This is a genomic window from Arthrobacter sp. B1805 (assembly GCF_002929745.1).
In the GTDB taxonomy this organism is placed as follows: domain Bacteria; phylum Actinomycetota; class Actinomycetes; order Actinomycetales; family Micrococcaceae; genus Arthrobacter_D.
In genome coordinates, this window is the sequence record NZ_PJIQ01000001.1 from 504890 (window position 1) to 530532 (window position 25643).

Genomic DNA, 25643 nt, shown 5'->3' on the forward strand with positions numbered 1-25643 from the left:
AAAGCAGGGCGCTGACCATACTGGACCAACACAGCATCCAGCGTCGGAGCTACTGCCGGCGCCGTTGAACGAGTGCCGCTCCGGCGGCCGGTGATGGAGGCGGGATGAGTACGGCAATCAATGGCGGTCGCGGCAGCATGATGGGCGGAGCGTCGGGCGGAACGCCGCCGGCGGGAGCCGGCGCCCTGCTTCCTTCCGCGGAGCCCGTACAGCTGGTGGGCCCGGACGGGCAGCATGTCCATGACGATCGATATCCCCTTCCGGACGGTGAGCAGCTGCTGCGCGCGTACGGGTGCCTCGTCGCCGGCCGCCGGATCAACGACCAGGCGAATGCGCTCGTGCGGCAGGGGCGCATGGCGGTGTATCCGTCGTCGCACGGGCAGGAGGCGTGCCAGGTCGCCGCAGCCCTCGTCCTCGGGGACGAGGACTGGCTGTTCCCGACATACCGCGATACGGTCGCGGTCATCACGAAGGGTGTGGACCCGCTCCAGGTCCTCACATTGCTGCGCGGCGATTGGCACGGTGGCTACGATCCGCACGAGCACCGCGTGGCGACCCAGGCTACTCCGTTGGCGACGCAGCTGCTGCATGCCGTCGGCGTCGCCCACGCCGCGAAGCTGCGCGGTGAGTCCACGGTGGTCCTCGCGATGTGCGGCGATGGTGCGACCAGCGAGGGGGACTTCCACGAGGCCCTGAACTTCGCAGCGGTCTTCCACGTGCCGGTGGTCTTCTTCATCCAGAACAACGAATTCGCGATCTCCGTGCCCCTCAAGAACCAGACGGTGGCGCCGTCGCTCGCGCATAAGGCCATCGGGTACGGGATGCCCGGCGAACGCGTGGACGGCAATGACCTCGCCGCTCTGCTGGCCGTGCTGGGAGCAGCCGTGAACCGGGCCCGGGACGGCGGCGGGCCCTCACTGATCGAGGCGCACACCTACCGGATGCAGGCACACACCAACGCGGACGACGCGACGCGCTACCGCTCGGCCGACGACGTCGAGCGCTGGGTGCCCAGGGATCCGATCCTGCGCATGCGCACCTACCTGCGGGCGCTGACCCTGCTGGGTGACGTGGGCGAGCGCGCCTTCGCCGACGAGGCCGATGCGATAGCCACCGCGATCCGCAAGGGACTCAACACGGAGGTCGAGGTGAATCCGGCAGAGCTCTTCGAGTACGTCTACACGGAGAAGACGACGCAGTTGCGTGAGCAGGCCCAGCAACTGCGTGAGGAACTGGCGCGGGATGCTGCAGCCGATGCAGCCTCCGTCGACTCAGCCTCCGACGACGTCGAGCACCAGGGCAAAGGGGACCAGCGATGACGCAGACGACGGAAGCACCAGCCGCCCGCCTCACCCACCAGCCGGAGGCCGTTGCGGCACCCCCGGCGCGAGCCACCGCTACCTTCGCGAAGGCACTCAACGCCGCACTGGCAGACACCATGGCGGCGGATCCCGGCGTCCTGATGTTCGGTGAGGACGTCGGCAGGCTCGGCGGGGTCTTCCGGATCACCGACGGCCTGACCGCCAGGTTCGGGGAGGAGCGCTGCTTCGACACCCCGCTCGCCGAGGCGGGCATCATGGGCATGGCGGTCGGCATGGCGATGAACGGCATGAAGCCTGTCGTCGAGATGCAGTTCGACGCCTTCGCCTACCCGGCCTTCGAGCAGATCGTCAGTCACGTCGCCAAGATGCCGAACCGCACGAAGGGCGCAGTGCGTCTGCCGATCGTCATCCGCATCCCGTACGCGGGCGGGATCGGCGGCGTCGAACACCATTGCGATTCCTCCGAGGCCTACTACGCGCACACGCCGGGACTCACGGTGTTGGCTCCCGCCACGGTCCGCGACGCCTACTTCATGCTGCGCGAGGCCATCGCCTTCCCGGACCCGGTGGTGTTCCTCGAGCCGAAGAAGCTCTACTGGTCCAAGGAGGAGGTGGATCTCGCCGAACTTCGCAGGACCTTCGAGGACGGACAGGCGCCGCGCCGCATCGGCCGTGCCGTCGTCGCACGCCCCGGCACGGACGCGACGTTGATCAGCTACGGCCCGTCGGTGCCGACCGCGCTCGCAGCAGCCGCTGCGGCGGAGGAGGAGGGGCGCTCGATCGAGGTCATCGACCTCCGCTCCATCGTCCCGTTCGATGACGAGACCGTCTGCGCGAGCGTCCGCAGGACGGGGCGGGCAGTCGTCGTCGCCGAGGCTCCCGGCTTCGCGTCGGTGGCCTCCGAGATCGTGGCGAGGGTCCAGGAGCGCTGCTTCCACTCGCTCGCCGCACCCGTGCTCCGCGTGACGGGCTTCGACATCCCCTACCCCTCGCCCAAGCTCGAGCACTTCTACCTGCCGAGCGTCGGCCGGATCCTCGACGCCGTGGACAACCTGCAGTGGGAGGACTGACCGTGACCACGCCGACCGTCGCACCGCAGCTGCTGGTCTTCGCCCTGCCCGATCTGGGAGAGGGCCTCACCGAGGCGGAGCTGGTCACCTGGCTCGTGGCCGAGGGCGATGCCGTCGCCGTCGACCAGCCGATCGCCGAGGTCGAGACCGCCAAGTCCGTCGTCGAGGTACCGTCGCCCTTCGCGGGGACCGTGGCCGTCCTGCATGGCAGGCCGGGTGAGGTGCTCGACGTCGGAGCGCCGTTCCTGTCGGTACGGCCGGAAGGTGCGCGGAACCCTGTGGCCGCGCCGCCCGACGAGGTCGCCGACAGCCGTGGCGCCGCATCAGCGCGTGAGGACGCCGGAGTGCCGATCGAGGCGACCCGGGACATCGATGAGGCGGAGGGCGTCGCCACCGGGGGATCCGGGAACGTCCTGATCGGTTACGGGACGCCCGGTGGAGGCATGACCGGGAGGAAGCGACCGCGCAAGGGTGCTCCGAAGCGCACCGCGACGAGCGCCGGGCCTACGGTCGCGACGAACGCCGTGCCGCAGGATTCGCCCCGGCGTGCAGGCCTCGCTCCGATCTGCGTCTCTCCGCTGGTCCGTAAACTGGCCCGCGACCACCACGTTCGCCTCGACGCCGTCCGCGGGTCCGGGCAGGCAGGCCTCATCCTCCGCCGCGACATCGAGCAGGCGATCGCCGCCCTGTCGGCGGGGCAAACCGACCAGCGTGCCGCCGCCGCCGATGGCTCTGCATCGATGACCGACCAGCGTGCCGCCGCCACCGATGGCTCCGTCTCGCCGGATGCCGTAGCTTCACGGGACTCCCGCTCGGGCCTCGCGGTGCTGGAAAGGACCCCGCTCCGGGGCGTGCGGCGGACGATCGCCGATGCAATGTCCCGCAGCCGACGGGAGATTCCCGAGGCGACTGTCTGGGTGGACGTCGATGCCACCGCGCTCGTGGAGCTGCGCGAGGGCATGAAGCGCCGTACCCCGGACGCGGTCCCGGGAATCCTCGCCTTCGTGGCCCGCTTCGTCGTCGCCGGTCTCGCCCGCTACCCGGAGCTGAACAGCAGGATCACCACGGGCGACGACGGGACGCAGGAAATCGTGCGCGTGGACGGTGTCAATCTGGGGATCGCCACGCAGACGGACAGGGGCCTCGTGGTCCCCGGCATCCGGCGCGCCGACACCCTGTCAGCGCGTGGGCTGGACGCCGAGATCCGTCGCCTCGCGGTCCTGGCCCGCGAGGGGAAGGCGACGCCGTCGGACCTCTCCTCCGGCACCTTCACGCTCAACAACTACGGCGTGTTCGGCGTCGACGGCAGTGCCGCGATCATCAACTATCCGGAGTCCGCCATCCTCGGCATGGGCCGCATCATCGACCGCCCCTGGGTTGTGGACGGGCAGCTCGCGGTGCGGAAAGTGACGGAGTTGACGCTCGCATTCGATCATCGCGTCTGCGACGGCGGCACGGCCGGTGGTTTCCTGCGCTTCGTCGCGGACGCGATGGAGAACCCGGGCGGCCTGCTCGCCGACCTGTAGCGGTCAGCGGGAACCTCCTCATCCGCACCGTTTCTAATCAGGTGGTTCGCCCTCGCTTCCGACCTCGAGGGCGGTTCGGGTCCGGCGCCGGCGGGGTCGATGCGGGCGTTCCGTCGTCACCGACCGCCCGCCAGGGAACCGCCGCGTCAGCGTTCGGCGTCGGGATCCCCGAGGAGGCCACGCTGGGCACGATCGGCCTCGGGGGACGACCCTTCCGGCAGCGGATCGTGGCGGGCGGGACGTCGTCCGGTACATAGTCCTTGAGCCCGAGCGCGACCTCCTCGCGTTCCGTGGCGAGGGCGAGCGCGTCGTCGTCGACGTGGTCTGGTCGTCCGACTTCCCGTGCGTCTGGCGGGACGGGCGCGGCAGGGCGTCGTTGTCGGGGTTGAGGTCGTCCAGGGTCGGGAACTCTTCATTGATGTCGGCCATGACTCCAGCCTGGGAACGGGGACCGGGCAGGTCGATCCGGCAACGCGGTCCTCCGGCGCCTTCCGTTCCGATGACCGGCGACCTATGATCGGCGCCGCGGGTGCCAGGCAGAATGGGATTCACGATGGCGGGCCACGCCGCAGCCCGTAGGGTTGTCCGGTGACCGACCTGATGCGCGAGATGCCCGCCGACGCCACGACCACCAGGGACGGATTCGTCCGGGTCCGCGGTGCGAGTGAGAACAACCTGCGTGACGTCGACGTGGACTGCCCGCGGGACGCCGTCGTCGCCTTCACCGGCGTCTCGGGATCCGGCAAGTCCTCCCTCGCCTTCGGCACGATCTATGCGGAGGCCCAGCGCCGGTACCTGGAGTCGGTGGCACCCTATGCGCGGAGGCTCATCCAGCAGGGGAACACGCCCCACGTCGAGTCGATCACGGGCCTGCCACCCGCCGTCGCGCTCCAGCAGCGCCGTGGGACACCGAGTGTCCGGTCGACGGTCGGTACCCTGACCACACTGTCGAACTCCCTCCGGATGCTGTACTCCCGCGCCGGGACGTATCCCGCGGGAACTCCGGGTCGGCTCGAGTCGGACGCCTTCTCTCCCAATACCGCAGCGGGTGCCTGTCCCCGCTGTCACGGCCTCGGTATCGCGCGGGACGTGACGGAGGCGACGCTCGTTCCCGATCCCTCCCTGACCATCCGGCAAGGCGCGATCGCCGCGTGGCCGGGAGCATGGCAGGGGAAGAACCTCCGCGACGTCGTCAGCGAACTGGGCCATGACATCGACACCGCGTGGAGGGACCTGCCGAAGGCATCCCGGGACTGGATCCTGTTCACGGAGGAACAGCCCGTCGTCGAGGTCACGCCCCAGCGCGATCGCGTGGCCAAGCCGTACAAGGGACGATTCTGGAGTGCGAAGAGCTACGTCCTGCACACTCTGCACGATTCCAAGAGCCAGCAGATGCGCGACCGCGTCCTGCCGTTCATGGAATCCGGTCCCTGTTCCCTGTGTTCCGGCAGCGGACTGCGGCCGGAAGCGCTCGCGGTGACCTTCGCGGGCCTCTCGATCGCGGAGGCGAATGCCCTGCCGCTGGCCGACCTGGCGGCCCACCTCGAACCCGCCGCGAGCATCGGGCGCCCGACGGCGGCTCATCGCTCGTCCGCGTCGGGAGAGGGGACGGAGGTGTCCGCCACCATCAGCAGGGACCTCGTGCAGCGCCTCGGGACCCTGGTCGACCTGGGACTCGGGTACCTGAGCCTCAGCCGTGCCACGCCTACGCTCTCACCCGGCGAGATGCAGCGGCTGAGGATCGCGACCCAACTGAGGTCGGGCCTCTTCGGCGTCGTCTACGTGCTCGACGAACCCTCGGCAGGGCTGCACCCGGCCGACGTCGAGCCACTGCTCGCCGTCCTGGAAGCCCTCAGGGACGCCGGGAACTCCGTCTTCGTGGTCGAACACACCATGGACGTCGTCCGGCGCGCGGACTGGATCGTCGACGTCGGCCCGCGTGCGGGCGAGGGCGGGGGGACCATCGTCTACAGCGGCCCGGTGGACGGACTCGCGGATGTCCCCGGATCCCTCACCGCACCCTTCCTGGCCGGAATCACCGACTCCGCAGCCGACGCCCGGGAACGGCGGGAAGCGTCGGCCTGGCTGACGTTGACGGGCATCCACCGTCACAACCTGAACGGAGTGGACGCCGCGATACCCCTCGGCGTGCTGACGGCCGTGACCGGCGTCTCCGGGTCGGGCAAGTCGACACTGGTCAGCACGGTCCTCGCCGAAGCGGTCGGAACATACGTGCGCAATGACACGCCCGACGACGGCGCGGCGGAGAACGACGTGGCGGACGTGACGCATCCCGCAGCAGTGGCGGCCATCAGCGGACTGGACCATGTCGACCGACTGGTCAGCGTAGACCAGAAGCCCATCGGGCGCACGCCGCGCTCGAACCTCGCGACGTACACCGGGCTCTTCGATGCCGTCCGCAGGGCCTTCGCCGCGACTCCCGATGCCCGGTCGAAGGGTTTCGGTGCCGGCCGTTTCTCCTTCAACGTGCAGGGCGGCCGGTGCGAGACGTGCCAGGGCGAAGGCTTCGTCTCGGTCGAGCTCCTCTTCCTGCCCGGCAGCTACGGGCCGTGCCCCACCTGCCAGGGAGCCCGCTACAACGAGGAGACCCTGACGGTCAGGCTCAGGGGACGCAGCATCGCAGACGTCCTCGCGATGACGGTCGACGACGCCGCCGGTTTCCTCTCGGGCATCCCCGCTGCCGCCCGCTCCCTCGCGACGCTCCGCGACGTCGGACTGGGGTACCTGCGACTGGGTCAGCCGGCCACCGAGCTGTCGGGCGGAGAGGCACAGCGCATCAAGCTCGCGACCGAGCTCCAGCGAACCCGCCGGGGCCACACCCTCTACCTGCTGGACGAGCCGACCACGGGCCTGCACCCGGCCGACGTCCTCCTGCTCCTGGCACAGCTCGGTGCACTGGTGGACGCCGGCAACACCGTCGTCGTCGTCGAGCACACCATGGCCGTCGTCGCCGCCGCGGATTGGGTGATCGACCTCGGCCCGGGCGGTGGCTCGGACGGCGGGACCATCGTGGCTACCGGTACGCCGCGGCAGGTCGCCGCACTCGATGCTTCGATCAGTGTGACTGCGCCCTATCTCGCGGCCTCCCTCGACGGACGTCGACCGGCCTGACAGCCAGGGTGCGGCACCGGGGGGCCGGACTTCGGGTGCGCTGGCCTCAGACGTCGTTCGCCCGGCATCCGGTACGGACACCCGGGAAGCGTCACACCAGCGCCGGTGCGAAGTCGTCCAGGACGGCTACGTGGGCGTCCAGGGACTGCCAGGCGGAGGAGAGGATGCCGAGTGCCCGGCGCGTGTCCTCGAGGGGGTAGCTGAAGGGCACCCGGAGGAACCGCTCGAAGACGCCGTCCATCCCGAAGCGCGGGCCGGCACCGAGCAGCAGGCCCCGGTCGCGGGCGGCGAGGGCGAGCTGCGAGCTGACGGGAGCACCCAGGTTGACCCAGGTGCACAGGCCGCCGGTCACGTGCGGCACGTTCCACTCCGGCAGCAGCTCGCGAAGGAGCGTCTCCAGATGGTCTCGTCCCTCCCTGAGCTGCGTCGCGCGGAACCGCAGCAGCTCGTCATAGGTGCCGAGCATCTCGAGCGCGATCAGCTGCTCGAGGATGGGCGTCCCCAGGTCCTGCGCATATCGGGACTGGACGAGCCGCCGGATCAACTCCTCGTCGGCCCGGATCCAGCCGATCCTCAATCCGCCCCAGACCGTCTTGCCCATCGAACCGATCAGCACGGCGGGGCCGAACGCGGCGAGGGGGAGCTCGGTGGCGCCGTCGATCCGCAGCTCGGCCATGGTCTCGTCCGCGATGACAACCGTTCCCTGTCGCGCGGCGGCAGCGGTGAGCCTCTCCCGTTGGGCCGGGGGCATCACCGCGCCGGTGGGATTGTGGAAATCCGGCATGACGTAGGCCAGCGCGGGTTGCGTGCGCTGCAACGCCTGCTCGAGTCCGTCGCCGTCCCAGCCGCGCTCCGCGTCGACGGACACGCGTACGAGGCGCCGCCCGGCCGCGCGGAGGGCCTCGTACGCGTGGGGGTAGCTGGGCGCCTCCACGAGCGCGGTGTCGCTGCGTCCCAGGAGGGTCCGGGCGAGCAGGGAGATCGCATGCTGCGCCCCGAGGGTGACCATGATCTGGCCCGGGACCGTGGGCACCCCCCGCGCCGAGTACCGGTCGGCGAGGGCCCGCCGCAACCGTGGCAGACCGAGCGGATCGTACCCGTTGCCGTTGAGGTAGGCGGGAAGCTCGCGGGAGGCTCGCGCCGCGGCCTCACCGACCTGCGGCGCAGCGGGGAGGGCGGCCTTGCTGAAGTCCAGCACGACCGCCGCCTCGTCGTCGTTCATTGGGGCCGTACCACGATCCGGCAGGGCGACCACGCTGCCCGAGCCACGCGTGCTCCTGAGGTATCCCGCATCCCGGAGGCGCGCGTAGGCCGCCGCCACGAGGGTCCTGCTGACGGCGAGCTGCGCGGCGAGTTCCCGCTCGGCCGGCAGCCGGGTGCCCAGGGGGATCCGGCCATCGAGAGAGAGCAGCCTGATGCGGTCGGCCAGGGCGATGTAACCGGGGCCGGTAGTGCGCCAGGCACCGAGTTCCGCTGTGAGCCGACGGGCGGCGAGAACGATCATGGGGCCACCATGCCATGATTGGCCTCTTGATGTAAGTCCAATCAGCGGCTCTACTGAAAGCATGACCTTCTTCGGCGTACGGCGCGGACTGCAACTCCTCATCGGCCTCTTCTTCTACGGACTCTCGCTCGCCATGATGATCCGTGCCACGCTCGGGGTACCGCCGTGGGACGTGTTGGGCCAGGGCGGTTCGCAGCAGACCGGCATCCCGTTCGGGTTCATGACGAACATCATCGGTGGGATCGTCCTGCTGCTGTGGATCCCCCTGCGGCAGCGCCCGGGCCTCGGCACGGTGCTGAACGTCCTGCTCGTGGGGCCGAGTGCGGAAGTGGGCCTCGCACTCCTCGATGAGCCGACCCAGCTCTGGGCGCGGGTCCTGCTGTTCGCGGGCGGCCTGATCCTGCTGGCGGTCGCGAGCGGGCTCTACCTCGGCGCACGCCTCGGCCCAGGACCACGTGACGGGCTGATGACCGGCCTGCATGATCGGTTCGGTGCCCCGATCTGGCTTGTACGCACAGCGATCGAGGGGACGGTCCTGCTGATCGGCTGGCTGCTCGGCGGTTCGGTGGGGCTGGGAACGCTCGCCTTCGCGCTGTTCATCGGGCCGTTGGTCAACCTCGCGCTGCCGCTCTTCCGGATGCCCGAGCGTCCACGGCCGGTGGCAGACGCCGTCGTCGCCGGCTCCTGATCGGTGGCCGCCGACCCTAAACTGGTAGTCCTGCCGCCATCGAGAGGATTCCATGACCACCGACGTCCCCAGTGCCGAGAGCCCCAGCCCCTGGCGTGAGCTCAGCCCGGGTATCCACGTGCTGCGGACCGCGGGGTTCCGGATGAACGTAGGGCTCGTCGTGGGGACGGAACGTGCCCTCGTCGTGGATACCGGCGCGGGCCCACGCAGTGCGGCCGAGGTCTACTCCCATGTGCGCGATATGACGGACCTGCCACTCATCGCGGTGAACACGCACGCCCACGCGGACCACTTCTTCGGCAACAGCTACTTCGCCGACCAGGGTGTGGAGGAGTTCTGGGCGACGTCCCGGTGCAGCGAGGTGCAGGCGGAGCACGGCGACGAGCAGCGTGCGCTCGTCGCCGCCGTCGAACCCGCCATGGGGGCGGACGACGGCGCACGCACCGCCATCCTGCCGGCCAACCGTCTGGTGGCGGGAACTCCCGTCGACCTGGATCTGGGCGGCGTGTCCGTGACGCTGTTCCACCTCGGCAAGGGCCACACCGACCACGACCTCCTGGTGGGAGCAGGCAATGTCCTGTTCACGGGTGATCTCGTGGAGGAAGGGGCGGACCCCGCCTTCGAGGACTCGTTCCCGACGGACTGGGTGCGGACGCTCGGCAAGATGGTCGCTCTCGAGGACCTGTACGACGTCTTCGTGCCCGGACACGGTGCGCCCGTGGACGTGGCCGAAGTGATCACCCAGATGAACAAGATGCGCAGTGCCATCCGGGTGACCCGGCTCGCGATGGACGAGGCGTCACTGGACATGACGAAGGCGATCCCGATCCTCCCGTACGGACCGGAGCAGTCCCGCGTCCTGCTGATCCGCCTGCGCACGCTCGCCCACTGGAAGTGGCTGACGCGCAAGCACTAGCACGAAGGGCCTCCCGGCGACGCCAGCTCGAGGGCGCCGGCGTCGTCGCGGTCGTCGAATCCTGGGCGGAGCTGCTCGGACTCCTCGGTATCGACGGCGCGGTCGACGCCCCGGCCTGACGAATCAGCCCGCGGTGCCGAAAATCGTGCGGTCCAGGAAGGCGTTGCGGAACTTGCCCTCCGGGTCGAGACGCACCGCCAGGTCGCGGAAGTCGTCGAACCGCGGGTAGACGGGCGCGAGCTGCCGCGCGTCCGCCGCGAACAGCTTCCCCCAGTGCGGGCGCATCCCGAAGGGTGCGAGCGCTGCTTCCAGTTCGGGCAGGAGCGCTTCGACCTCGGGCTGGAGAGGCTTCCACGTGAAGTGGAGACCTATCCCGGCGCGCTGGTAGTTGTTGCTCAGCCACAACTCGTCGGCGGCCATCGAGCGCACCTCGGACACGAGCAGCAGCGGTGCGATCTTCGGAGCGAGGTTGCGGACGGCCTGGATCGCGGCCACGGCGTGCTCGCGCCCGACGAGGTACTCGGTCTGCAGCTCCTCGCCGTTGCTGGGGGTGAAGGCCAGGCGGAAGTGCGCCAGCCGGTCCGACCACGGCCCGGGGACCCCGAGCTGCTGCGTGCAGTGGTCCGCAGCCACACCCGGCACCGGGTGGTACGCACGATCGGCTGCCACGCCGCCGTAGAACTCGCCGGGTGCCGGTGCACCGCTGTCGGTCCTGCTCTTGAGCCAGGCCTGGCCGATGGTGTCGCCTGCCCAGTCCGTGAACAGGCTGACGCTGTAGGCGGCGGAGGTGGCGGCGTCGTAGTCCGCGAGCACCGCGTCCCAGGGAACCTCCGTGAACACGTCCTGGCGCACGTCGAACGAGGGTTCGATGCGCAGCGTCACGCGATGCACGACGCCGAGCGCGCCGAGGCCCACCACCATGCCGTCGAAGTCGGCGTCACCCTTCGCGACGGTCATGACGTCGCCGGACGCCGTCACGAGTTCGAGCCCGACGACGGCGGTGGCGAGGTTGCCGTTCGCGTTCCCCGAGCCATGGGTCGCCGTCGCGATGGCACCACCGATGGAGATGTGCGGTAGCGAGGCGAGGTTGTGGAGTGCGAAGCCGCGGCGCTGCAGGTGCCCGGCGAGCACGCCGTACCGGACACCCGCTCCGACGGTGACGGTGCGGGCGGCCTCGTCCACCTCGACGGCGGGATCCATGACGTCGAGCGACACCAGCGTGCCGGGGGTGTCGGCGATGTCGTTGAAGGAGTGGCGCGAGCCCAGTGCGCTGATGCGGGTCGCAGCCGCGACGGCCCGCTGCAGGTCGGCGAGTGAGGTCGGGTGCTCCAGCGTCACGGCGCGGTACTCGTAGTTTCCCGCCCAGTTCAGCGTGTCCCGTACGTGTTCCTCGATCATGGTGGTCCTTGTCTGGCCGGTGTCGCGACGGTGCGAAGGGAGGACGGCGCGAAAGCTGCGGCACCCCCATAAGAGAGGTGCCCGCCCATCCTACAACGTTGTAGACTCGCAGCACGCGTGACGTACAGGGCATCACGGTGGGACCTGAGGGGGCGGCATGGCGGCCACACTGAAGGATGTTGCGCTGGCAGCGGGCGTCTCGATCAAGACAGTCTCCAACGTCATCAACGACTACCAGCACATCCGCGCCGACACGAAACAGCGCGTCATGGAGGCCATCTCCGAGCTCGGCTACAGCCCCAACCTGTCCGCGCGGAGCCTCCGCTCCGGCAAGACCGGCGTGATCGGCCTCGCCGTCCCCGAACTGTCGCTCAGTTACTTCGCGGAGCTCGCGGACTCGATCATCAAGGCCGCCGAGCGGCGGGGGCTCAAGGTCCTCATCGAACAGACCGGCGGGGACCGGGCGCACGAACTCGAGATCCTCTCCAGTCCCCGGCTGCAGATGACCGACGGACTGCTGTTCAGTCCGCTCGGCATGTCCAACGAGGATGCCCACCACCTGAACGTGAACTTCCCGCTCGTCCTTCTCGGCGAGCGGATCTTCGGCGGTCCCACCGACCACGTGACCATGAGCAACGTGGAGTCCGCACGGGCAGCGACGGCTCACCTGCTCTCGAAGGGCAGGCGCCGGATCGCCGTCGTCGGCGGGCACGAGGGGGAGGTGATCGGATCTGCCGGGCTCCGACTGCGCGGTTACCAGCAGGCTCTCGAGGACGCAGGAATCCCGTTCGACCCGAAGCTGGTGGCCTACACGACCTTCTGGCACCGCGCCAACGGAGCGACGTCGATGCGGGAACTCCTCGAGTCCGGCGTGGAATTCGATGCGATGTTCGGCATGAACGACACACTGGCGCTCGGTGCGATGCGCGTCCTGCAGGAGGCGGGCCGGCGGATCCCGGACGACGTCGCGGTCATCGGTTTCGACGACCTCGACGAGGGCAGGTACTCCCTGCCCACGCTGTCGACGATCGATCCCGGAAGGGACGAGATCGCCGATACCGCGGTGCGCGTGCTGCAGGAGCGTATTTCCGGGCGGGAGGGTGGTGCTCCGCCACGTGAGTTCGAGGCGCGTTTCCAGGTCATCGAGCGTGAGTCGTCAGCGCTGCCCGGCTGACACTCCGCGGGCCGGGCGAAATTTCGCCGCAGCTGCTTGACAGTGGCCCACCTCACTCTGCATGCTTTCTCTACAACGTTTACCTACAACGATGTAAATGACGGAACCGGCACTTGCGGACAGCTCCCCCAGCGGGACTGACCTGCAGGAGGACGGACCCGGATCAAGGAAGATTCGAGCGGGTGCGGCACCTTGTGCCCCAGCGATCCTCCTTCCTGCAGTACCCGGACCGGCCGCCCCCGGGCGGACCACGGTGGAGTACCACCGCGAGAGGAAGCAAGAGATATGAAAGCCAAGTTCCTGGCAACTGCCGGCATCGTCGCCGCAACTGCCGTAGCACTGACCGGCTGCTCCGGAGGAAACGGAAGCGGCGGGGGAGGCGGCGCGGAGGCCGCATCCTGCACCAACACCATCGTCAACGAAGAAGCGCCCCAGGTGACCGTCTGGGCCTGGTACCCCGCGTTCAACGAAGTCGTCGACCAGTTCAACAACGCCAACGACGACGTCCAGATCTGCTGGACCAACGCAGGCCAGGGCAACGACGAGTACACCAAGTTCTCGACCTCGATCGAGTCCGGATCCGGCGCCCCCGACGTCATCCAGCTCGAGTCGGAGGTCCTCTCCAGCTTCACGATCCGCGACGCGCTCGTCGACCTCACCGAGTACGGCGCCAACGACGTCAAGGACCAGTACGCCGAAGGCGCCTGGGAAGACGCCTCGAGCGGCGACGCCGTCTACGCGATCCCGGTCGACGGCGGACCCATGGGAATGCTCTACCGCCAGGACCTGTTCGACGCGGCCGGCATCCAGGTGCCCACGACGTGGGAGGAGTTCGAGGCGGCGGCCAAGAAGCTGAAGGAATCCGGCGACGGCGCCGTCATCGCGGACTTCCCGACGAACGGGCGCGCCTTCAACCAGGCGCTCTTCGCCCAGGCCGGTTCGGTTCCCTTCGAGTACGATTCCGCGAACCCGCAGGAGATCGGCATCAAGGTCAACGACCAGGGCGCCAAGGATGTCCTCGAGTACTGGGACGGCCTCGTCAAGCAGGGCCTCGTCGCAACGGACGACGCCTTCACCGCCGACTACAACACCAAGCTCGTCGACGGCTCCTACGCCGTCTACCTCGCAGCTGCATGGGGCCCCGGCTACCTGCAGGGCCTGTCCGACGCCGATCCCACCGCCGTCTGGCGTGCCGCCCCGCTCCCGCAGTGGGACCCGGCGAACCCGGTCCAGGTCAACTGGGGCGGTTCCACCTTCGCCGTGACGGAGCAGGCCAAGGACAAGGAACTCTCGGCGAAGGTCGCCATGGAGATCTTCGGCAACGAGGAGCGCATGAACATCGGTGTGGACAAGGGCGCGCTCTTCCCGTCCTACGCTCCGGTTCTCGAGTCCGAAGCATTCGCCAACAAGGAGTACGAGTTCTTCGACGGACAGCAGATCCAGAAGGACGTGTTCCTCGACGCGGCCGCCGGCTATGAGGGAGCGACCTTCAGCCCCTTCCAGAACTACGCCTACGACCAGCTGACCGTGCAGATCTACGCGATGGTGCAGGGCGAGAAGGACGCGGGCAAGGCGCTCGACGACCTCCAGGCGTCACTCGAGCAGTACGCGACCGAGCAGGGCTTCACCCTGAAGTAGCCGATGCGGAGGGTGCCCGCGCCAGTCGCGGGCACCCTCCCATCAGGCCCCCGTGGAACACCTCCACCGCGCCATCCGTCCCACAGCTCCAGGAAAGACCATCATGGCTACGACCACCGCGCCGAGTTCGGCCCACCGGGCCGAAGCACCGGCCTCCGCCAAGCATCGCCCCGACAAGAACTACCGGCGCAAGCAGCGCTGGGGCTGGTTGTTCGTGGCACCTTTCGCCCTCGTCTTCGCGACGTTCCTCATCCTTCCCCTGGTCTTCGCCTTCCGGATGAGCCTGTTCACCAGCACCCTCGCGACGGGCAACAAGTTCGTGGGTGCCGAGAACTACGTCAAGGCCTTCACCGATCCGATCTTCCTCCAGGGCCTCGGCACCGTCGCCAAGTTCGCGCTGATCATGATCCCGGCCCAGATGGTGGTGGCTCTCGTCGCGGCGCTCGTCCTCGACAACCTGGCCACGTGGGCCTCGAAATTCTCCCGGCTGATGATCTTCATCCCCTATGCCGTGCCGGTCGTCATCGGTGCCCTCATGTGGGGCTTCCTCTACAGTCCGCGCTTCGGGCCCGCCAGCTCCATCTTCGGCCTGTTCGGTGCCGCGGCCCCGGACTTCCTGGCCCAGGACAGCATCTTCGGCAGCCTCGTGAACATCGTGACGTGGCAGTGGGCCGGGTACTACATGATCATCATCTATGCGGCCCTGCGGGGCATCGATCCGGGCATCTACGAGGCCGCCGTGCTCGACGGCGCGACCGACCGCCAGATCGCCCTGCGCATCAAGGTTCCGATGATCTCCTCCTCCCTCGTGATGGTGGTCATCTTCGCCCTGATCGGCACCCTCCAGTTCTTCACCGAACCGCAGGTCCTGAGGGCCGTGGCGCAGGGAGCCATCCCGACGTCGTACACGCCGAACATGTATGCCTTCTCCCTGGCGTTCTCCTACAGCCAGTTCAACTACGCGTCCGCCATCTCCTTCGCGCTCGGCATCGTCGTGTTCGTCTTCTCCTTCTTCTTCCTCTTCCTGACCCGCAAGCAGAGCGGACTGAAATAACCCATGGCACTCGTCACCGACACCCCACAGCAGCAGGACGGCGGCCGGAAGGTCCGCGGCGCCGGATCACGGAACCGCGCCCGTAACGGCGGTCCCCGTATCGGCTCGCACATCTTCCTGCTCATCCTCGTCATCTACTTCATCACTCCGATCTGGTGGCTGACCGTCGCGAGCACCAAGGACACCGCGGGCCTGTTCAGCGGTTCGGGCGGACCCCTCTGGTTCGACGACGAATTCCACTTCTTCAGCAACCTGCAGGGCCTGTTCGAACGGCAGGACGGCATCTACTGGCGCTGGCTGGGGAACTCGTTCCTCTACGCGATCTCCGGCGGAGTCGGCGCGACCATCCTGGCCGTCCTCGCCGGCTATGGTTTCGCGAAGTACAACTTCCGCGGCCGGGCGGCCTTCTTCGGCATCCTGCTCGGCGCCGTGATGGTGCCGCTGACGGCGCTCGTCATCCCGACCTTCGTGCTCCTGAGCTCCGTCGGACTCGTGAACACCGTCTGGGCCGTGATCCTGCCCTCGCTGCTCAGCCCCTTCGGCGTCTACCTGATGAGGGTGTTCGCCCAGGAGGCAGTGCCCGATGAACTGCTCGACGCCGCCAGGATCGACGGCGCGGGGGAGATCCGCACGTTCTTTCAGATCGCCCTGCCCCTGCTGCGTCCGGCCATCGTCACGGTGCTCCTGTTGTCCGTCGTCGGGACCTGGAACAACTTCTTCCTGCCACTTGCGGTCCTCAGCGATCCGCTGCTGCTCCCCGTCACGGTGGGCCTCAACGGCTGGCAGGCCCTCTCCAACGCGGGCAGCGGTGGCGAGGCGCTCTGGAACCTGATCACCACGGGTGCGTTCATCTCGATCATCCCGCTGATCATCGCGTTCCTCTCCCTCCAGAAGTACTGGCAGGGCGGACTGTCGCTGGGCTCGCTCAAGTAGCCCGCACTCCGTTTCCTGCCACGCCATCACGCACAGAAAGTAATTCGATGCAGAACGCACGCCTCACACTCGATCCCCACTTCACGGTGGGGCGGATCAACCGCAACATCTTCGGCGGGTTCGTCGAACACCTCGGTCGCCACGTCTACGACGGCATCTACGAGCCCGGCCACCAGAGCGCCGACGACGAGGGCTTCCGCCAGGACGTCATCGAACTCGTGAAGGAGATGGGCGTCTCCACCATCCGCTACCCCGGCGGCAACTTCGTCTCCGGGTTCCGCTGGGAGGACAGCGTGGGCCCTCGCGAGGAGCGCCCCACGCGCCTCGACCTCGCATGGCACTCCACCGAGACCAATCAGGTCGGCATGCACGAGTTCGCCTCCTGGCTGCAGAAGGTCGGCAGCGACCTCATGCTCGCGGTGAACCTCGGCACGAGGGGCACACCCGAGGCGCTCGAGCTCCTCGAGTACTCGAACCTCCCCAAGGGAACGGCCCTCGCCGACCAGCGCATGACCAACGGCCGGCCTGACCCGTTCGACGTCAAGATCTGGTGCCTCGGCAACGAGATGGACGGACCGTGGCAGCTCGGCCACCGTTCGGCCGAGGACTACGGCAAGCTCGCCGCCATCACGGCCAGGGCCATGCGGCAGCTCGACCCCTCGATCGAGCTCGTGGCCTGCGGCTCGTCCAGCGCCCACATGCCCACGTTCGGCGAGTGGGAGCGCGTGGTGCTCAGCCACACGTACGACGTCGTCGACTACATCTCGTGCCATGCCTACTACGAGGAGAAGAACGGCGACCTCGGTTCCTTCCTCGCTTCCGCCGTGGACATGGATCACTTCATCGAGTCGGTGGTCGCCACCGCCGACCACGTGAAGGCCGTCCGCGGCAGCTCCAAGACCATCAACATCTCGTTCGACGAGTGGAATGTCTGGTACATCAGCCGCTTCGAGAACGTCGACAAGATCGAGGGGCTCGACAACTGGCCCGTGGCACCCCGCCTGCTCGAGGACTGCTACTCCGTCGCCGATGCCGTCGTGTTCGGGAACCTCATGATTTCGCTGCTCAAGCACGCGGACCGTGTGACCTCGGCGTCGCTCGCGCAGCTCGTCAACGTGATCGCCCCGATCATGACCGAGCCCGGCGGACCGGCCTGGCGCCAGACGACGTTCTTCCCGTTCTCGATCACGTCGAGGCTCGCGCAGGGCTCGGTGCTCGAACTGAAGCTCGACGCGGGTACGTACGAGACCGGCGAGTACGGCGTCGTGCCGCTCGTGGACGCGGTTGCCACGCACGACGACGCAACGGGTGCGACCGCCGTCTTCCTCGTCAACCGGTCACAGACCGAGGAGACGACCGTGACGATCGACGTCGCCGCGCTCAATGGGTTCAGCTCGGTGGACGCGCAGTCGCTGTACGATACGGACGTGTATGCGAAGAACACCCTTGAGGAGTCCGAGCGCGTGACCATGAGACCGAACACGTCAGCGAAGCTCGACGGCGGCGCCGTCACCATCACGCTTCCTCCGGTGTCCTGGACGGCCGTATCCCTCGCATGAACCACCCTGAATACAGGATCGAGGGCGGCGGCTACACAGCCGTCGTCCTCGGTCTCGGTGCCGCTGTCCGGGAGCTGACCCACGAGAGCAGGCCGCTCGTGGTCGGCTTCGCCGCCGATGAGGAGATGCCGAACTTCCGCGGAGCCTTCGTGGCTCCGTGGCCCAACCGCATCGCGGACGGCCGCTACTCGTTCGACGGCTCGGACTTTGAACTCCCGATCAATGAGCCGGAGCGCGGGACGGCACTGCACGGCCTGGTCTTCGACGTCGCCTGGACGCTCGTGGAGCACACCCCGTCCGCAGTGACCCTGGCCTGCACCATCCGGCCCGCTGACGCATACCCCTTCGAGCTCTCGCTCCAGGCGAGGTTCAGCGTCGACGGGCAGGGCTTCAGGACGGACGTCACCGCGGTGAACACGGGCGACCGGCGCGCGCCGTACGGCGTGTGTCCGCACCCGTACCTGATGGCCGGTGCGTCGCCTCTCGACGAGTGGGTGCTGGAACTGCCGGCATCGACTGTCCTCACGGTGACCCCTGATCGCCTGCTGCCGGTGGCCAAGGAGCCGGTCGCGGGGACTCCCTTCGACTTCCGGTCCGCGCACGCCATCGGCGACGTGCAGATCGACCACGCGTTCACCGACCTGGCCAGGGATGGCGCGGGACGCGCCACGGTCCGCGTCACCGACCCCGTCCACGGGACGGGTACCGCGATGGTGTGGGACGGGAGCTGCCCGTGGGTGCAGATCCACACCGCGGATCTCCCGAAGAAGCCCGAGAACACGCGTCTTGGACTCGCCGTCGAACCGATGACGTGCCCGCCGGACGCCTTCAACACGGGCGAGGACCTGGTGGTCCTCGAACCGGGGGAGTCCCACCTCACGGGCTGGACGATCAGCGCCCTGTAGCGGAAGGAACGCACACCCGGTGAACACTGCGTCACCGCTCGCCTGCGCGGGGAACTGCCCTCCGCAGCAGGTCAGTGACGCGCGAGCGTGTCGTCCGGGAGGTGGGATCGCCCGCCCCAGCCGGTCAGTGCGAGCAGGTCGCCGAGGACGTCCTCGACCGGGCGATCGGCGTCGATGGGCATGAACGTCGCGTACTCGGGCAGCCTGCGGTAGCCGCCGTCGAGAGCCGTCAGGTCCTGACGGCTCTCCCTGTCGGTGCCGCGGGCCCTGATCCGAGCGAGTGCGACGTCCACCGGGAGGTCGAAGTGCACGACGACGTCGGGAGCGGGAAGGACCCGCTGGAGCCATGGCAGGAGGATTCCACGGGGAAGCCCGCGCGCCTCCCTCAGGGCCAGTTGGCACTGGAGCCCGCGATCGATGACCGCCACGCCCTCGAAGTGACGCAACCGCGCCTCGTTCAGAAGGACATTGATCACGCGCACGGCTGTCTCCAGGACGTCCAGCACGCGCGGATGGGGCGTCCAACCCAGCGCCGCCCACCAGCCGTTCATCGTCCTGCGTCCCGCCGGGGCCCTCAGCATGACCGCAGCGCCGCCCGACTTCGTGATGGCACGGGTGAGCCGACGGGCTGCCGTGCTCTTGCCGGAGCCGTCGATGCCGGTCAGGAGGATGCGCAGGGGAGGACCTTCCGCTCGTGGTGTCCCCTTATCAACGGGGGTCGCACGCGTGCCGTTCCCGTCGTGCGGTCAGCGGTGGTCCCGAGGGACTACCCGGCACGAAGACCACTGTCGTCGAGCACCAGGCTTCCCTGGACCGCCTCGCCCCCGCAGTGCCTGCCGTTCGGGTAGACGACGGCCGGCACCACCCTGGCGGTATGGACGGCGGTCGTCCCGTCCACGCGGCGCAGGGTGACCTCGGCGTCGACCTCCTCCTCGGACAAGGCGAGGGTGGCGAATCCGGTCAGGGTTCCGTCCGGAGTCGACCGTGCACTGCAGACACCGTCCGGCGTGCACGTCTCGGAGGTCGTCGTCGAACCCGGATGGAGGGCGACGTCGGCAGCGCTGCAGCCGTCGTCCGTGCAGACCGACACGCCGAGGCTGTCCGCGACAGCGGCAGGACCCCCGGCAACGGTGAAGGACAGACCCTGCTGCGCCCCGATCTCCGTACACGCGAGGACATCGGGGGCGCACGACGTGAGGGCGAGGGTGACGACCCCCAGTACCGCCGACGAGCGGAGCAGTCCCACGAGTCGCCCTCCGATCAGCAGTAACGAGATGGTCGATCCCAGGGCCCCGTGGCACCGGTCAGGGGCCGGAACGCCGCGGCGATTCCCCCTGGCTCGACGACGCCACCACCCGGGCTGCGAGCTGGCGGGCTTCCCGGAGCCGCTCCGGTGGGCAGGTACCCACGGGCGGCATCGAGAATTCGGAGGGCACGTGGTCCGCGGGTCCACGCGCAGTGGTGCGGGGCTCTCCGGGCCGGAAGCACAGCCAGGCGAGGACGATGCCGCCGGTCGTGATCAGGAGGATCGGATACCCCCGAGCGCCCGCGAAGAGCGCGAAGACCCCCAGGGACATGGTGATCATGCCGAGCGGGGCGATATATCGTGTGTTCATCTTCCACGTCCGTCGTCGTTGACTGATGGTGGTGCAACAGATAGTACTCCCGCCTTCCACGGAGCGCACCCGATCGTGCCCTGTCCCACCGGGCGTCCGGCGAAGCGACCCGGGCGGCGTCAGTGCAGGATGCGCTGGTACAGGAGATGGTCCTGCCAGCGCCCGGCAATACTGAGGTAGGCCGGCGCGGTGCCGATGAGCGTGAACCCGGCCCGGACCAGGACGGCCTTCGACGGCTCGTTGTGCGGCAGCACCGATGCCTGGATGCGGTGCAGGCCCAAGGGGCCACGCGCGTGATGCGCCGCGCGGTGCAGGGCAGCTGACCCGACACCGCGGCCCTGCAACCGGGCATCCACCCAGTACCCGACGTGCGCGTTCAGGAACGGACCGCGGACAATCCCGCTCAGCGTGATCGTGCCGACGATGCGGTGGTCCGAGGTCAGGACCCACGGCACCTCCGTGCCCGAAGCAAGGCCGGCGAGCTTCCCTGCAATCTGGTCGGCCTGCCCCGCTTCCTTGAAGTACGCATCGTCCCGGAGCGGCTCCCACGGCGAGAGGTGTTCACGGTTGTCCCGGTAGGCCTGTGCGAGGGCGGCGGCGTCGGTCGGTGCGAGCAGGCGCATGCCTACTCCCGGGGGCAGGGCGGGTGAGGACACGCGGGCAACAGTAGTACATCCGCACCTCGCCGACGGACGCTCAGGTGGTTGGCGCAGCATCACGAGACGTGCAAGCCTAGGCGGATGAGCCCGACACAGCACATCCCGACCGACAGCGGCACCCTCTCCGCCTACGTGGCGCGGCCCGAGGGGCCTGTGAGGGGAGGACTCGTCCTCATCCACGAGGTATGGGGACTCGTCGGACACACGCGGGACGTAGCGGACCGCTTCGCCCGGGAGGGGTACGTCGTCGTCGCTCCTGACCTGCTTGCCGACCGGGGCATCACCGAGGAGAGCACGGCGGGAATCGGGGAGGACCTCGCCGGGCCGGACGCGGAGGCACGCAACCGGGCCCAGCCGAAGCTCCGCGCATTGCTGGCACCGCTGCAGGACGCGGAGTTCGGTGCCACCACCACCGAGCGGGTCCGGTCCTGCTTCGAGTACCTGTACGACGACGCCGACGTGGCCGGACGCGTGGCCGTCACGGGTTTCTGCTTCGGCGGCACGTACAGCTTCTCCCTGGCGGTGCACGAGCCGCGCCTCCTCGCATGCGTTCCCTTCTACGGCCATGCGAACTTCCCGGACGAGGAGCTCTCCCGCATCAAGGCGCCCGTCCTCGCCTTCTACGGCCAGGACGACGACGCGCTCATCGCCGCGCTGCCGGAGCTCGAGGCGGCGATGGCCCGGGCCGGCGTGGACTTCACCGCGAAGGTCTACCCCGGTGCCGGGCACGCCTTCTTCAACGACTCGAATCGCTATGCCTACAGGCCCGGTCCGGCCGGCGACGCGTGGAAGCGGACCCTGGACTTCCTCGCCCTGCACGTTGCCTGAGCATCCGCCGCGGTCCCGCCGGCCCGGTGGCGACAAACCGTCACACACCCGGCCCGCGTACCTCGGCCTGGTGTTCGCCGGCGGGATGGCCGGGACGCTGGCGCGGTTCGCCCTCGCCGAACTGATTCCGACGCCGGCAGCCCTTCCGCTGGGGATCCTGCTGATCAACCTCACGGGCGCCTTCGCCCTCGGTCTCCTCCTCGAGGCACTTGCCCGGCGGGGACCCGACGAAGGGCGTCGCCGAGCCCTTCGGTTGCTGCTCGGTACGGGATTCCTCGGCGGGTTCACAACCTACAGTGCGCTCGCCGTCGACTCCGCGCTCCTGCTCGACACGGGGCGAGTGGTGGAGGGCCTCGCCTACCTGGCCGTCTCCGTGGTGGTGGGACTGTCGGCGACGGCGGCCGGCATCGCTGCCGGGCGCCTGGTCCCGTCCCGCCGTCGGACGTCCCCCGAAGCGGCCTCCGGAGGTGCCCTGTGAGCTTCGCCGTCGTGCTGGCGCTGGGTGTCGCGGGCGGCATGGGGTCGGTCGCGCGTTTCATGCTCGACGGCGCGATCCGCTCCCGCACGCGAGGACCGGCCCCCATCGGCACCATCACCATCAACATCAGCGGGTCCCTGCTGCTCGGCCTGGTGGCAGGTCTCGTTCTCGCGTCCGCACTTCCGCCGGCGTGGACGCTCATCGCCGGCACGGGCTTTCTCGGGGGATACACGACCTTCAGCACGGCGAGTATGGAGACCGCCCGGCTGGTCCAGACGGGCCACGTCCGGGCAGCGCTGATCTCCGGAGCGGGGACCGCGGTGGCATCGCTGGCTGCGGCCGGCCTAGGGCTGTGGGTTGGAGTCCTGCTCGGGTAGGCCACGGCCGAGGACTGCACGACCGCCGACTGAGCGGTTTCGGGCTGCCCGAGGGCGACTCTGGAAGCAGTCCGTTCACCCTGCTGCTGGAGCTTGTCGGCACACTCCAGGGCGAAGCCCCCTCAGGCGTAGATGACCAGGCTGCACGGTTCGACGCAGCGGTCGCTTTGCGGTCCGGACCGAGCGGCGCCCTGGAAAAGCCGTATCGGTCGACTGGACGCTCCTGGTCATTGCACGATTCCTCCGCGGGCACGGAAGCAGACGCTTTCCTCGCTCCCGTCGACGCGCTACGGGAGGAACTTCGCGAAAGTGGCCATGGCTCGCTCACGACCTTCGCCCGTTTCGCCCTTCACTTGTCGCCTGAGGATGCCCAGACACTCGATAAGAGACTGTTCGAAGTGATCAACGTATACATCAGCACCGATCACGAACGCAGCCATCTACCTGCGTACGGCGGTCTCGTCGTTGCGCATGTCCTCCGGGAATGACCGGTCGGTTGTCGCCTCCCTCAGACGCACTCACCGGTAGGCCGTGCCGTTTGGCATCATGCCAAGAACGAAAGGGTTTGTTCCCGTGATCGCCATACTGATCGCCCCGGCTCTCGGGCTGATCCTGTCACTGTTCGGAACACCCGTCCTCGCTCGTGTCCTTGTCCGGAAGAAGTATGGGCAGTTCATTCGCGAGGATGGGCCGACGACCCACCCCGTGAAGCGCGGCACCCCGACCATGGGAGGCGCGTGGATCGTCGGATCGGTCGTGATCGCGTACTTCGCGACGCACGGCATCATGACGCTGATCGGCGTCTCCGCGGGCCCCACAGCCTTCGGGCTGCTGCTTCTTCTGGTCACCGTCGGGATGGCCCTGGTGGGCTTCCTCGACGACTACACAAAGGTCTCGAAGCAGCGCAGCCTGGGCCTCACCCCATGGGCGAAGATCGTCGGTCAGTCAGCGATCGGAATCGGGTTCGCCATTCTTGCCTTGAACCGTCCGGACGAAAACGGTCGCACTCCGGGTTCCACCGCCATCTCGTTCGTCCGAGACTCCTCCTTTGATCTGGCGTCTGCAGGGCCGCTGATTGGAGCGATCCTGTTCATCCTCTGGTCGCAACTCATCCTCACCGGGGCCTCCAACGGCGTGAATGTGACTGATGGGTTGGACGGCCTTGCCGCCGGCATCTCCATTTTCGTGTTCGGCGCGTACATGCTGATGGGCATCTGGCAGTTCAACCAAAGCTGCGCTGACACTACAGTCGCTCGAGCAGTCTGTTACGAGGTGCGGGACCCTCTGGACCTAGCACTCATCGCTGCGGCTCTCTGCGGCTCTCTCGTGGGTTTCCTCTGGTGGAACACGACGCCCGCAAGAATCATCATGGGAGACACCGGCTCACTGGCCCTCGGCGGCGCTATGGCAGGACTCGCCATCCTGTCCCGCACCCAACTGCTCCTGGTCGTCCTGGCGGGCATGTTCGTCCTCGTCACTCTCTCCGTCATCATCCAGGTCAGCTACTTCAAGCTCTCCGACGGCAAGCGCGTCTTCCTCATGACCCCTCTGCACCACCACTTCGAGCTCAAAGGCTGGCAACAAGTGACCGTCGTGACCCGCTTCTGGATCATCGCGGGCCTCTTCGTCGCTGCCGGCCTCGGCCTCTTCTACGCCGAATGGATCATCCTCGCCCAACCAGGCTGAACGCAGTCCATTTAGCTACCCCTGCAACGAACAACGGACGTTGCGCACGGTGTACTCGAACGCAACATCTCCGCCAATAGCCTGGCATACGGGTTAGCCCTGCAGAGTGACGCATGGCTGGATCCTTTTGGATACGTGGGCGAGCCGCTGCTAGGCAGGGTGTTGGGTCAGGTGACGAGGGTGGCGTAGACGACGTAGTTGTCGTCGAACTCGCCGGTTTCCGGGTCGTACCCATCGCAGGTGATCAGGCGCAGCTCGGATCCCGCGGTGTTGCCGTAGACGGTCTGGGTGGGGAAGTTGTTCTTGGGATATTGCTCCCCCCGGTCGAAGGTGAAGGTTGCAGTGCTTCCGTCTTCACGCAACACCTCGATCGTGTCGCCTGCCTTGAGCTTGCGAAGGTCGGCGAAGATCCCGGGCCCGCCGTCGGTCGCATTGACATGTCCGAGGAGGACCGCTGGTCCGCGTTCCCCAGGAGTGGGTGACTGGTTGTACCAGCTCGCCGGAGCGCCGGGGCCGTCCGGGGGCACTTCCAGGGACCCGTTGTCCCGCAACCCAGTACTCAAAAGCTCTGATCGGGCGCCGCTGGAAGGGATGGTCAAGGACACCGGCGCTGATGCTGGCAGGACTGCCGGCTGCTCTGGTGCTGCGGCTGCTGTTGGCAGTGTCGCCGCTGGCGTAGCCGAGGCAGTCGGTGCCGTTGATGAAGTCGCTGGTGCAGCTGATGTATCGGTACCGGTGCCCGTACCGGTGTTGGCTGGGGTGGAGCAGCCGGCGAGGAGTAACAGAGCGACCGCCGCAGATACCAGGTGGTGTCTGCGGCGGTCGCTGTGTGAGCTGATCATGAGGTCTCTTCCGTGGTCCGATCAGTTCGTTCTGCTGGGACCGCTGTTACGTGCTGGTATCCGTCACGGGGCGGATAGGTGGTACTGGGTGGTTATGCGTTCGATGCTGCGCGGCGGCGAACTGCGTAGGTTCCGCCGGCTGCTGCGGCGAGGACCAGTCCGCCACCGAGGGCGATCATGCCTGCGGTGTTGGGGGACGACTCGGTGGCAACACCGGTGTCAGCGCCACCGTTGGGCATTGCGCCCATCTGCTGCTCGGTCAGGACACCGCACAGGGCGGGCGAGGTTGCGCCGAGGGGCAGGGAGGGCTCGAGGTCGCTCGGCGCGCTGAAGGCTTC

The 25643-nt window shown here is 68.2% G+C and carries 24 protein-coding genes and 1 pseudogene; 17 read left to right on the forward strand and 8 right to left on the reverse strand.

Features of this window, described 5'->3' with window-relative positions:
- Positions 1 to 137: 137 nt before the first annotated feature.
- The 4 genes from pdhA to uvrA all read left to right on the forward strand — a co-directional run bounded on the left by pdhA (position 138) and on the right by uvrA (position 7050).
- Complete coding sequence (pdhA, locus tag CXQ96_RS02505) at positions 138 to 1319, forward strand: pyruvate dehydrogenase (acetyl-transferring) E1 component subunit alpha (protein ID WP_181036332.1); 1182 nt, start codon at positions 138 to 140, stop codon at positions 1317 to 1319.
- A complete protein-coding gene (locus CXQ96_RS02510; RefSeq protein ID WP_104116413.1) occupies positions 1316 to 2392 on the forward strand; it encodes an alpha-ketoacid dehydrogenase subunit beta in 1077 nt (358 codons plus the stop codon). The genes pdhA and CXQ96_RS02510 overlap by 4 nt, the downstream gene beginning before the upstream one ends.
- Positions 2393 to 2394: 2 nt before the next feature.
- Complete coding sequence (locus CXQ96_RS02515; protein WP_258058756.1) at positions 2395 to 3918, forward strand: dihydrolipoamide acetyltransferase family protein; 1524 nt, start codon at positions 2395 to 2397, stop codon at positions 3916 to 3918.
- Between the two features lie 600 nt (positions 3919 to 4518).
- Entirely contained in the window at positions 4519 to 7050 is a 2532-nt protein-coding gene (gene uvrA / locus CXQ96_RS02525; protein WP_104116498.1) for an excinuclease ABC subunit UvrA, read from the forward strand.
- A 91-nt stretch (positions 7051 to 7141) separates the two neighbouring features.
- Here the strand turns inward: uvrA and CXQ96_RS02530 are convergent, their stop codons facing one another.
- Complete coding sequence (locus CXQ96_RS02530; RefSeq protein ID WP_104116415.1) at positions 7142 to 8554, reverse strand: PLP-dependent aminotransferase family protein; 1413 nt, start codon at positions 8552 to 8554, stop codon at positions 7142 to 7144.
- A 61-nt stretch (positions 8555 to 8615) separates the two neighbouring features.
- On the opposite strand from CXQ96_RS02530, the gene CXQ96_RS02535 reads away from it, so the two are divergent.
- Genes CXQ96_RS02535 through CXQ96_RS18300 form a run of 3 tightly spaced genes read left to right on the forward strand, consistent with a single transcriptional unit; the run spans position 8616 to position 10277 of the window.
- Positions 8616 to 9242: a YitT family protein gene (locus CXQ96_RS02535; protein WP_104116416.1), complete on the forward strand. Its 627-nt coding sequence runs from the start codon at positions 8616 to 8618 to the stop codon at positions 9240 to 9242.
- A 52-nt stretch (positions 9243 to 9294) separates the two neighbouring features.
- On the forward strand, positions 9295 to 10158 hold the full coding sequence (locus tag CXQ96_RS02540; RefSeq protein ID WP_104116417.1) for an MBL fold metallo-hydrolase: 864 nt from the start codon (positions 9295 to 9297) through the stop codon (positions 10156 to 10158).
- Positions 10137 to 10277, forward strand: coding sequence for a hypothetical protein (locus tag CXQ96_RS18300; RefSeq protein ID WP_181036329.1), 141 nt, complete (start codon positions 10137 to 10139; stop codon positions 10275 to 10277). The genes CXQ96_RS02540 and CXQ96_RS18300 overlap by 22 nt, the downstream gene beginning before the upstream one ends.
- 4 nt (positions 10278 to 10281) lie before the next feature.
- On the opposite strand, the gene CXQ96_RS02545 is transcribed toward CXQ96_RS18300, so the two are convergent.
- Positions 10282 to 11556, reverse strand: coding sequence for an FAD-binding protein (locus tag CXQ96_RS02545; RefSeq protein WP_104116418.1), 1275 nt, complete (start codon positions 11554 to 11556; stop codon positions 10282 to 10284).
- A gap of 157 nt (positions 11557 to 11713) precedes the next feature.
- Between CXQ96_RS02545 and CXQ96_RS02550 the strand changes: the two genes are divergently transcribed.
- From CXQ96_RS02550 to CXQ96_RS02575, 6 genes are all read left to right on the forward strand, one after another.
- On the forward strand, positions 11714 to 12730 hold the full coding sequence (locus tag CXQ96_RS02550; RefSeq protein ID WP_104116419.1) for a LacI family DNA-binding transcriptional regulator: 1017 nt from the start codon (positions 11714 to 11716) through the stop codon (positions 12728 to 12730).
- A 285-nt stretch (positions 12731 to 13015) separates the two neighbouring features.
- On the forward strand, positions 13016 to 14368 hold the full coding sequence (locus CXQ96_RS02555) for an ABC transporter substrate-binding protein (RefSeq protein WP_104116420.1): 1353 nt from the start codon (positions 13016 to 13018) through the stop codon (positions 14366 to 14368).
- A 103-nt stretch (positions 14369 to 14471) separates the two neighbouring features.
- Positions 14472 to 15422 carry a carbohydrate ABC transporter permease gene (locus tag CXQ96_RS02560; protein WP_104116421.1) on the forward strand — a complete coding sequence of 317 codons (951 nt, stop codon included), beginning with the start codon at positions 14472 to 14474 and terminating at the stop codon, positions 15420 to 15422.
- A 3-nt stretch (positions 15423 to 15425) separates the two neighbouring features.
- On the forward strand, positions 15426 to 16355 hold the full coding sequence (locus tag CXQ96_RS02565; RefSeq protein ID WP_104116422.1) for a carbohydrate ABC transporter permease: 930 nt from the start codon (positions 15426 to 15428) through the stop codon (positions 16353 to 16355).
- Positions 16356 to 16402: 47 nt separating this feature from the next.
- A complete protein-coding gene (locus CXQ96_RS02570) occupies positions 16403 to 17914 on the forward strand; it encodes an alpha-N-arabinofuranosidase (RefSeq protein ID WP_104116423.1) in 1512 nt (503 codons plus the stop codon).
- Complete coding sequence (locus CXQ96_RS02575) at positions 17911 to 18819, forward strand: aldose 1-epimerase family protein (RefSeq protein ID WP_104116424.1); 909 nt, start codon at positions 17911 to 17913, stop codon at positions 18817 to 18819. The genes CXQ96_RS02570 and CXQ96_RS02575 overlap by 4 nt, the downstream gene beginning before the upstream one ends.
- A gap of 71 nt (positions 18820 to 18890) precedes the next feature.
- Here the strand turns inward: CXQ96_RS02575 and CXQ96_RS02580 are convergent, their stop codons facing one another.
- The 4 genes from CXQ96_RS02580 to CXQ96_RS02595 all read right to left on the reverse strand — a co-directional run bounded on the left by CXQ96_RS02580 (position 18891) and on the right by CXQ96_RS02595 (position 21091).
- The gene (locus tag CXQ96_RS02580) at positions 18891 to 19496 is read right to left on the reverse strand and encodes an AAA family ATPase (protein WP_104116425.1); all 606 of its coding nucleotides are present in this window, start codon (positions 19494 to 19496) and stop codon (positions 18891 to 18893) included.
- 89 nt (positions 19497 to 19585) lie between these two features.
- Positions 19586 to 20065, reverse strand: a complete 480-nt coding sequence (locus CXQ96_RS02585) for a hypothetical protein (protein WP_104116426.1) — start codon at positions 20063 to 20065, stop codon at positions 19586 to 19588.
- A gap of 58 nt (positions 20066 to 20123) precedes the next feature.
- Positions 20124 to 20435 carry a hypothetical protein gene (locus CXQ96_RS02590; protein ID WP_104116427.1) on the reverse strand — a complete coding sequence of 104 codons (312 nt, stop codon included), beginning with the start codon at positions 20433 to 20435 and terminating at the stop codon, positions 20124 to 20126.
- 119 nt (positions 20436 to 20554) lie between these two features.
- Positions 20555 to 21091, reverse strand: coding sequence for a GNAT family N-acetyltransferase (locus CXQ96_RS02595; RefSeq protein ID WP_104116428.1), 537 nt, complete (start codon positions 21089 to 21091; stop codon positions 20555 to 20557).
- Positions 21092 to 21175: 84 nt separating this feature from the next.
- Here CXQ96_RS02595 and CXQ96_RS02600 point away from each other — a divergent pair, with 84 nt between their 5' ends.
- The 4 genes from CXQ96_RS02600 to mraY all read left to right on the forward strand — a co-directional run bounded on the left by CXQ96_RS02600 (position 21176) and on the right by mraY (position 24463).
- Complete coding sequence (locus CXQ96_RS02600; RefSeq protein WP_104116429.1) at positions 21176 to 21922, forward strand: dienelactone hydrolase family protein; 747 nt, start codon at positions 21176 to 21178, stop codon at positions 21920 to 21922.
- Entirely contained in the window at positions 21915 to 22400 is a 486-nt protein-coding gene (locus CXQ96_RS02605) for a CrcB family protein (RefSeq protein ID WP_258058759.1), read from the forward strand. Before CXQ96_RS02600 ends, CXQ96_RS02605 begins: the two co-directional genes overlap by 8 nt.
- Positions 22397 to 22777 (forward strand): fluoride efflux transporter CrcB, encoded by a 381-nt coding sequence (crcB, locus tag CXQ96_RS02610; RefSeq protein ID WP_104116431.1) that lies wholly within the window; start codon positions 22397 to 22399, stop codon positions 22775 to 22777. Before CXQ96_RS02605 ends, crcB begins: the two co-directional genes overlap by 4 nt.
- Before the next feature lie 573 nt (positions 22778 to 23350).
- The gene (mraY, locus tag CXQ96_RS02620; protein ID WP_104116433.1) at positions 23351 to 24463 is read left to right on the forward strand and encodes a phospho-N-acetylmuramoyl-pentapeptide-transferase; all 1113 of its coding nucleotides are present in this window, start codon (positions 23351 to 23353) and stop codon (positions 24461 to 24463) included.
- Between the two features lie 167 nt (positions 24464 to 24630).
- On the opposite strand, the gene CXQ96_RS02625 is transcribed toward mraY, so the two are convergent.
- Together CXQ96_RS02625 and CXQ96_RS02630 are read right to left on the reverse strand one after the other, a co-directional pair.
- The gene (locus CXQ96_RS02625) at positions 24631 to 25305 is read right to left on the reverse strand and encodes a class F sortase (RefSeq protein WP_104116434.1); all 675 of its coding nucleotides are present in this window, start codon (positions 25303 to 25305) and stop codon (positions 24631 to 24633) included.
- Between the two features lie 92 nt (positions 25306 to 25397).
- Positions 25398 to 25643: pseudogene (locus CXQ96_RS02630) on the reverse strand (hypothetical protein); the annotation flags it as partial.

Bases quoted from the DNA above. Each gene is read 5' to 3' on its own strand.
- pdhA (WP_181036332.1), top strand. From the start codon at position 138: ATGATGGGCGGAGCGTCGGGCGGAACGCCGCCGGCGGGAGCCGGCGCC.
- CXQ96_RS02510 (WP_104116413.1), top strand. From the start codon at position 1,316: ATGACGCAGACGACGGAAGCACCAGCCGCCCGCCTCACCCACCAGCCG.
- uvrA (WP_104116498.1), top strand. From the start codon at position 4,519: ATGCGCGAGATGCCCGCCGACGCCACGACCACCAGGGACGGATTCGTC.
- CXQ96_RS02530 (WP_104116415.1), bottom strand. From the start codon at position 8,554: ATGATCGTTCTCGCCGCCCGTCGGCTCACAGCGGAACTCGGTGCCTGG.
- CXQ96_RS02535 (WP_104116416.1), top strand. From the start codon at position 8,616: ATGACCTTCTTCGGCGTACGGCGCGGACTGCAACTCCTCATCGGCCTC.
- CXQ96_RS02540 (WP_104116417.1), top strand. From the start codon at position 9,295: ATGACCACCGACGTCCCCAGTGCCGAGAGCCCCAGCCCCTGGCGTGAG.
- CXQ96_RS02545 (WP_104116418.1), bottom strand. From the start codon at position 11,556: ATGATCGAGGAACACGTACGGGACACGCTGAACTGGGCGGGAAACTAC.
- CXQ96_RS02550 (WP_104116419.1), top strand. From the start codon at position 11,714: ATGGCGGCCACACTGAAGGATGTTGCGCTGGCAGCGGGCGTCTCGATC.
- CXQ96_RS02555 (WP_104116420.1), top strand. From the start codon at position 13,016: ATGAAAGCCAAGTTCCTGGCAACTGCCGGCATCGTCGCCGCAACTGCC.
- CXQ96_RS02560 (WP_104116421.1), top strand. From the start codon at position 14,472: ATGGCTACGACCACCGCGCCGAGTTCGGCCCACCGGGCCGAAGCACCG.
- CXQ96_RS02565 (WP_104116422.1), top strand. From the start codon at position 15,426: ATGGCACTCGTCACCGACACCCCACAGCAGCAGGACGGCGGCCGGAAG.
- CXQ96_RS02570 (WP_104116423.1), top strand. From the start codon at position 16,403: ATGCAGAACGCACGCCTCACACTCGATCCCCACTTCACGGTGGGGCGG.
- CXQ96_RS02575 (WP_104116424.1), top strand. From the start codon at position 17,911: ATGAACCACCCTGAATACAGGATCGAGGGCGGCGGCTACACAGCCGTC.
- CXQ96_RS02590 (WP_104116427.1), bottom strand. From the start codon at position 20,435: ATGAACACACGATATATCGCCCCGCTCGGCATGATCACCATGTCCCTG.
- CXQ96_RS02600 (WP_104116429.1), top strand. From the start codon at position 21,176: ATGAGCCCGACACAGCACATCCCGACCGACAGCGGCACCCTCTCCGCC.
- CXQ96_RS02625 (WP_104116434.1), bottom strand. From the start codon at position 25,305: ATGATCAGCTCACACAGCGACCGCCGCAGACACCACCTGGTATCTGCG.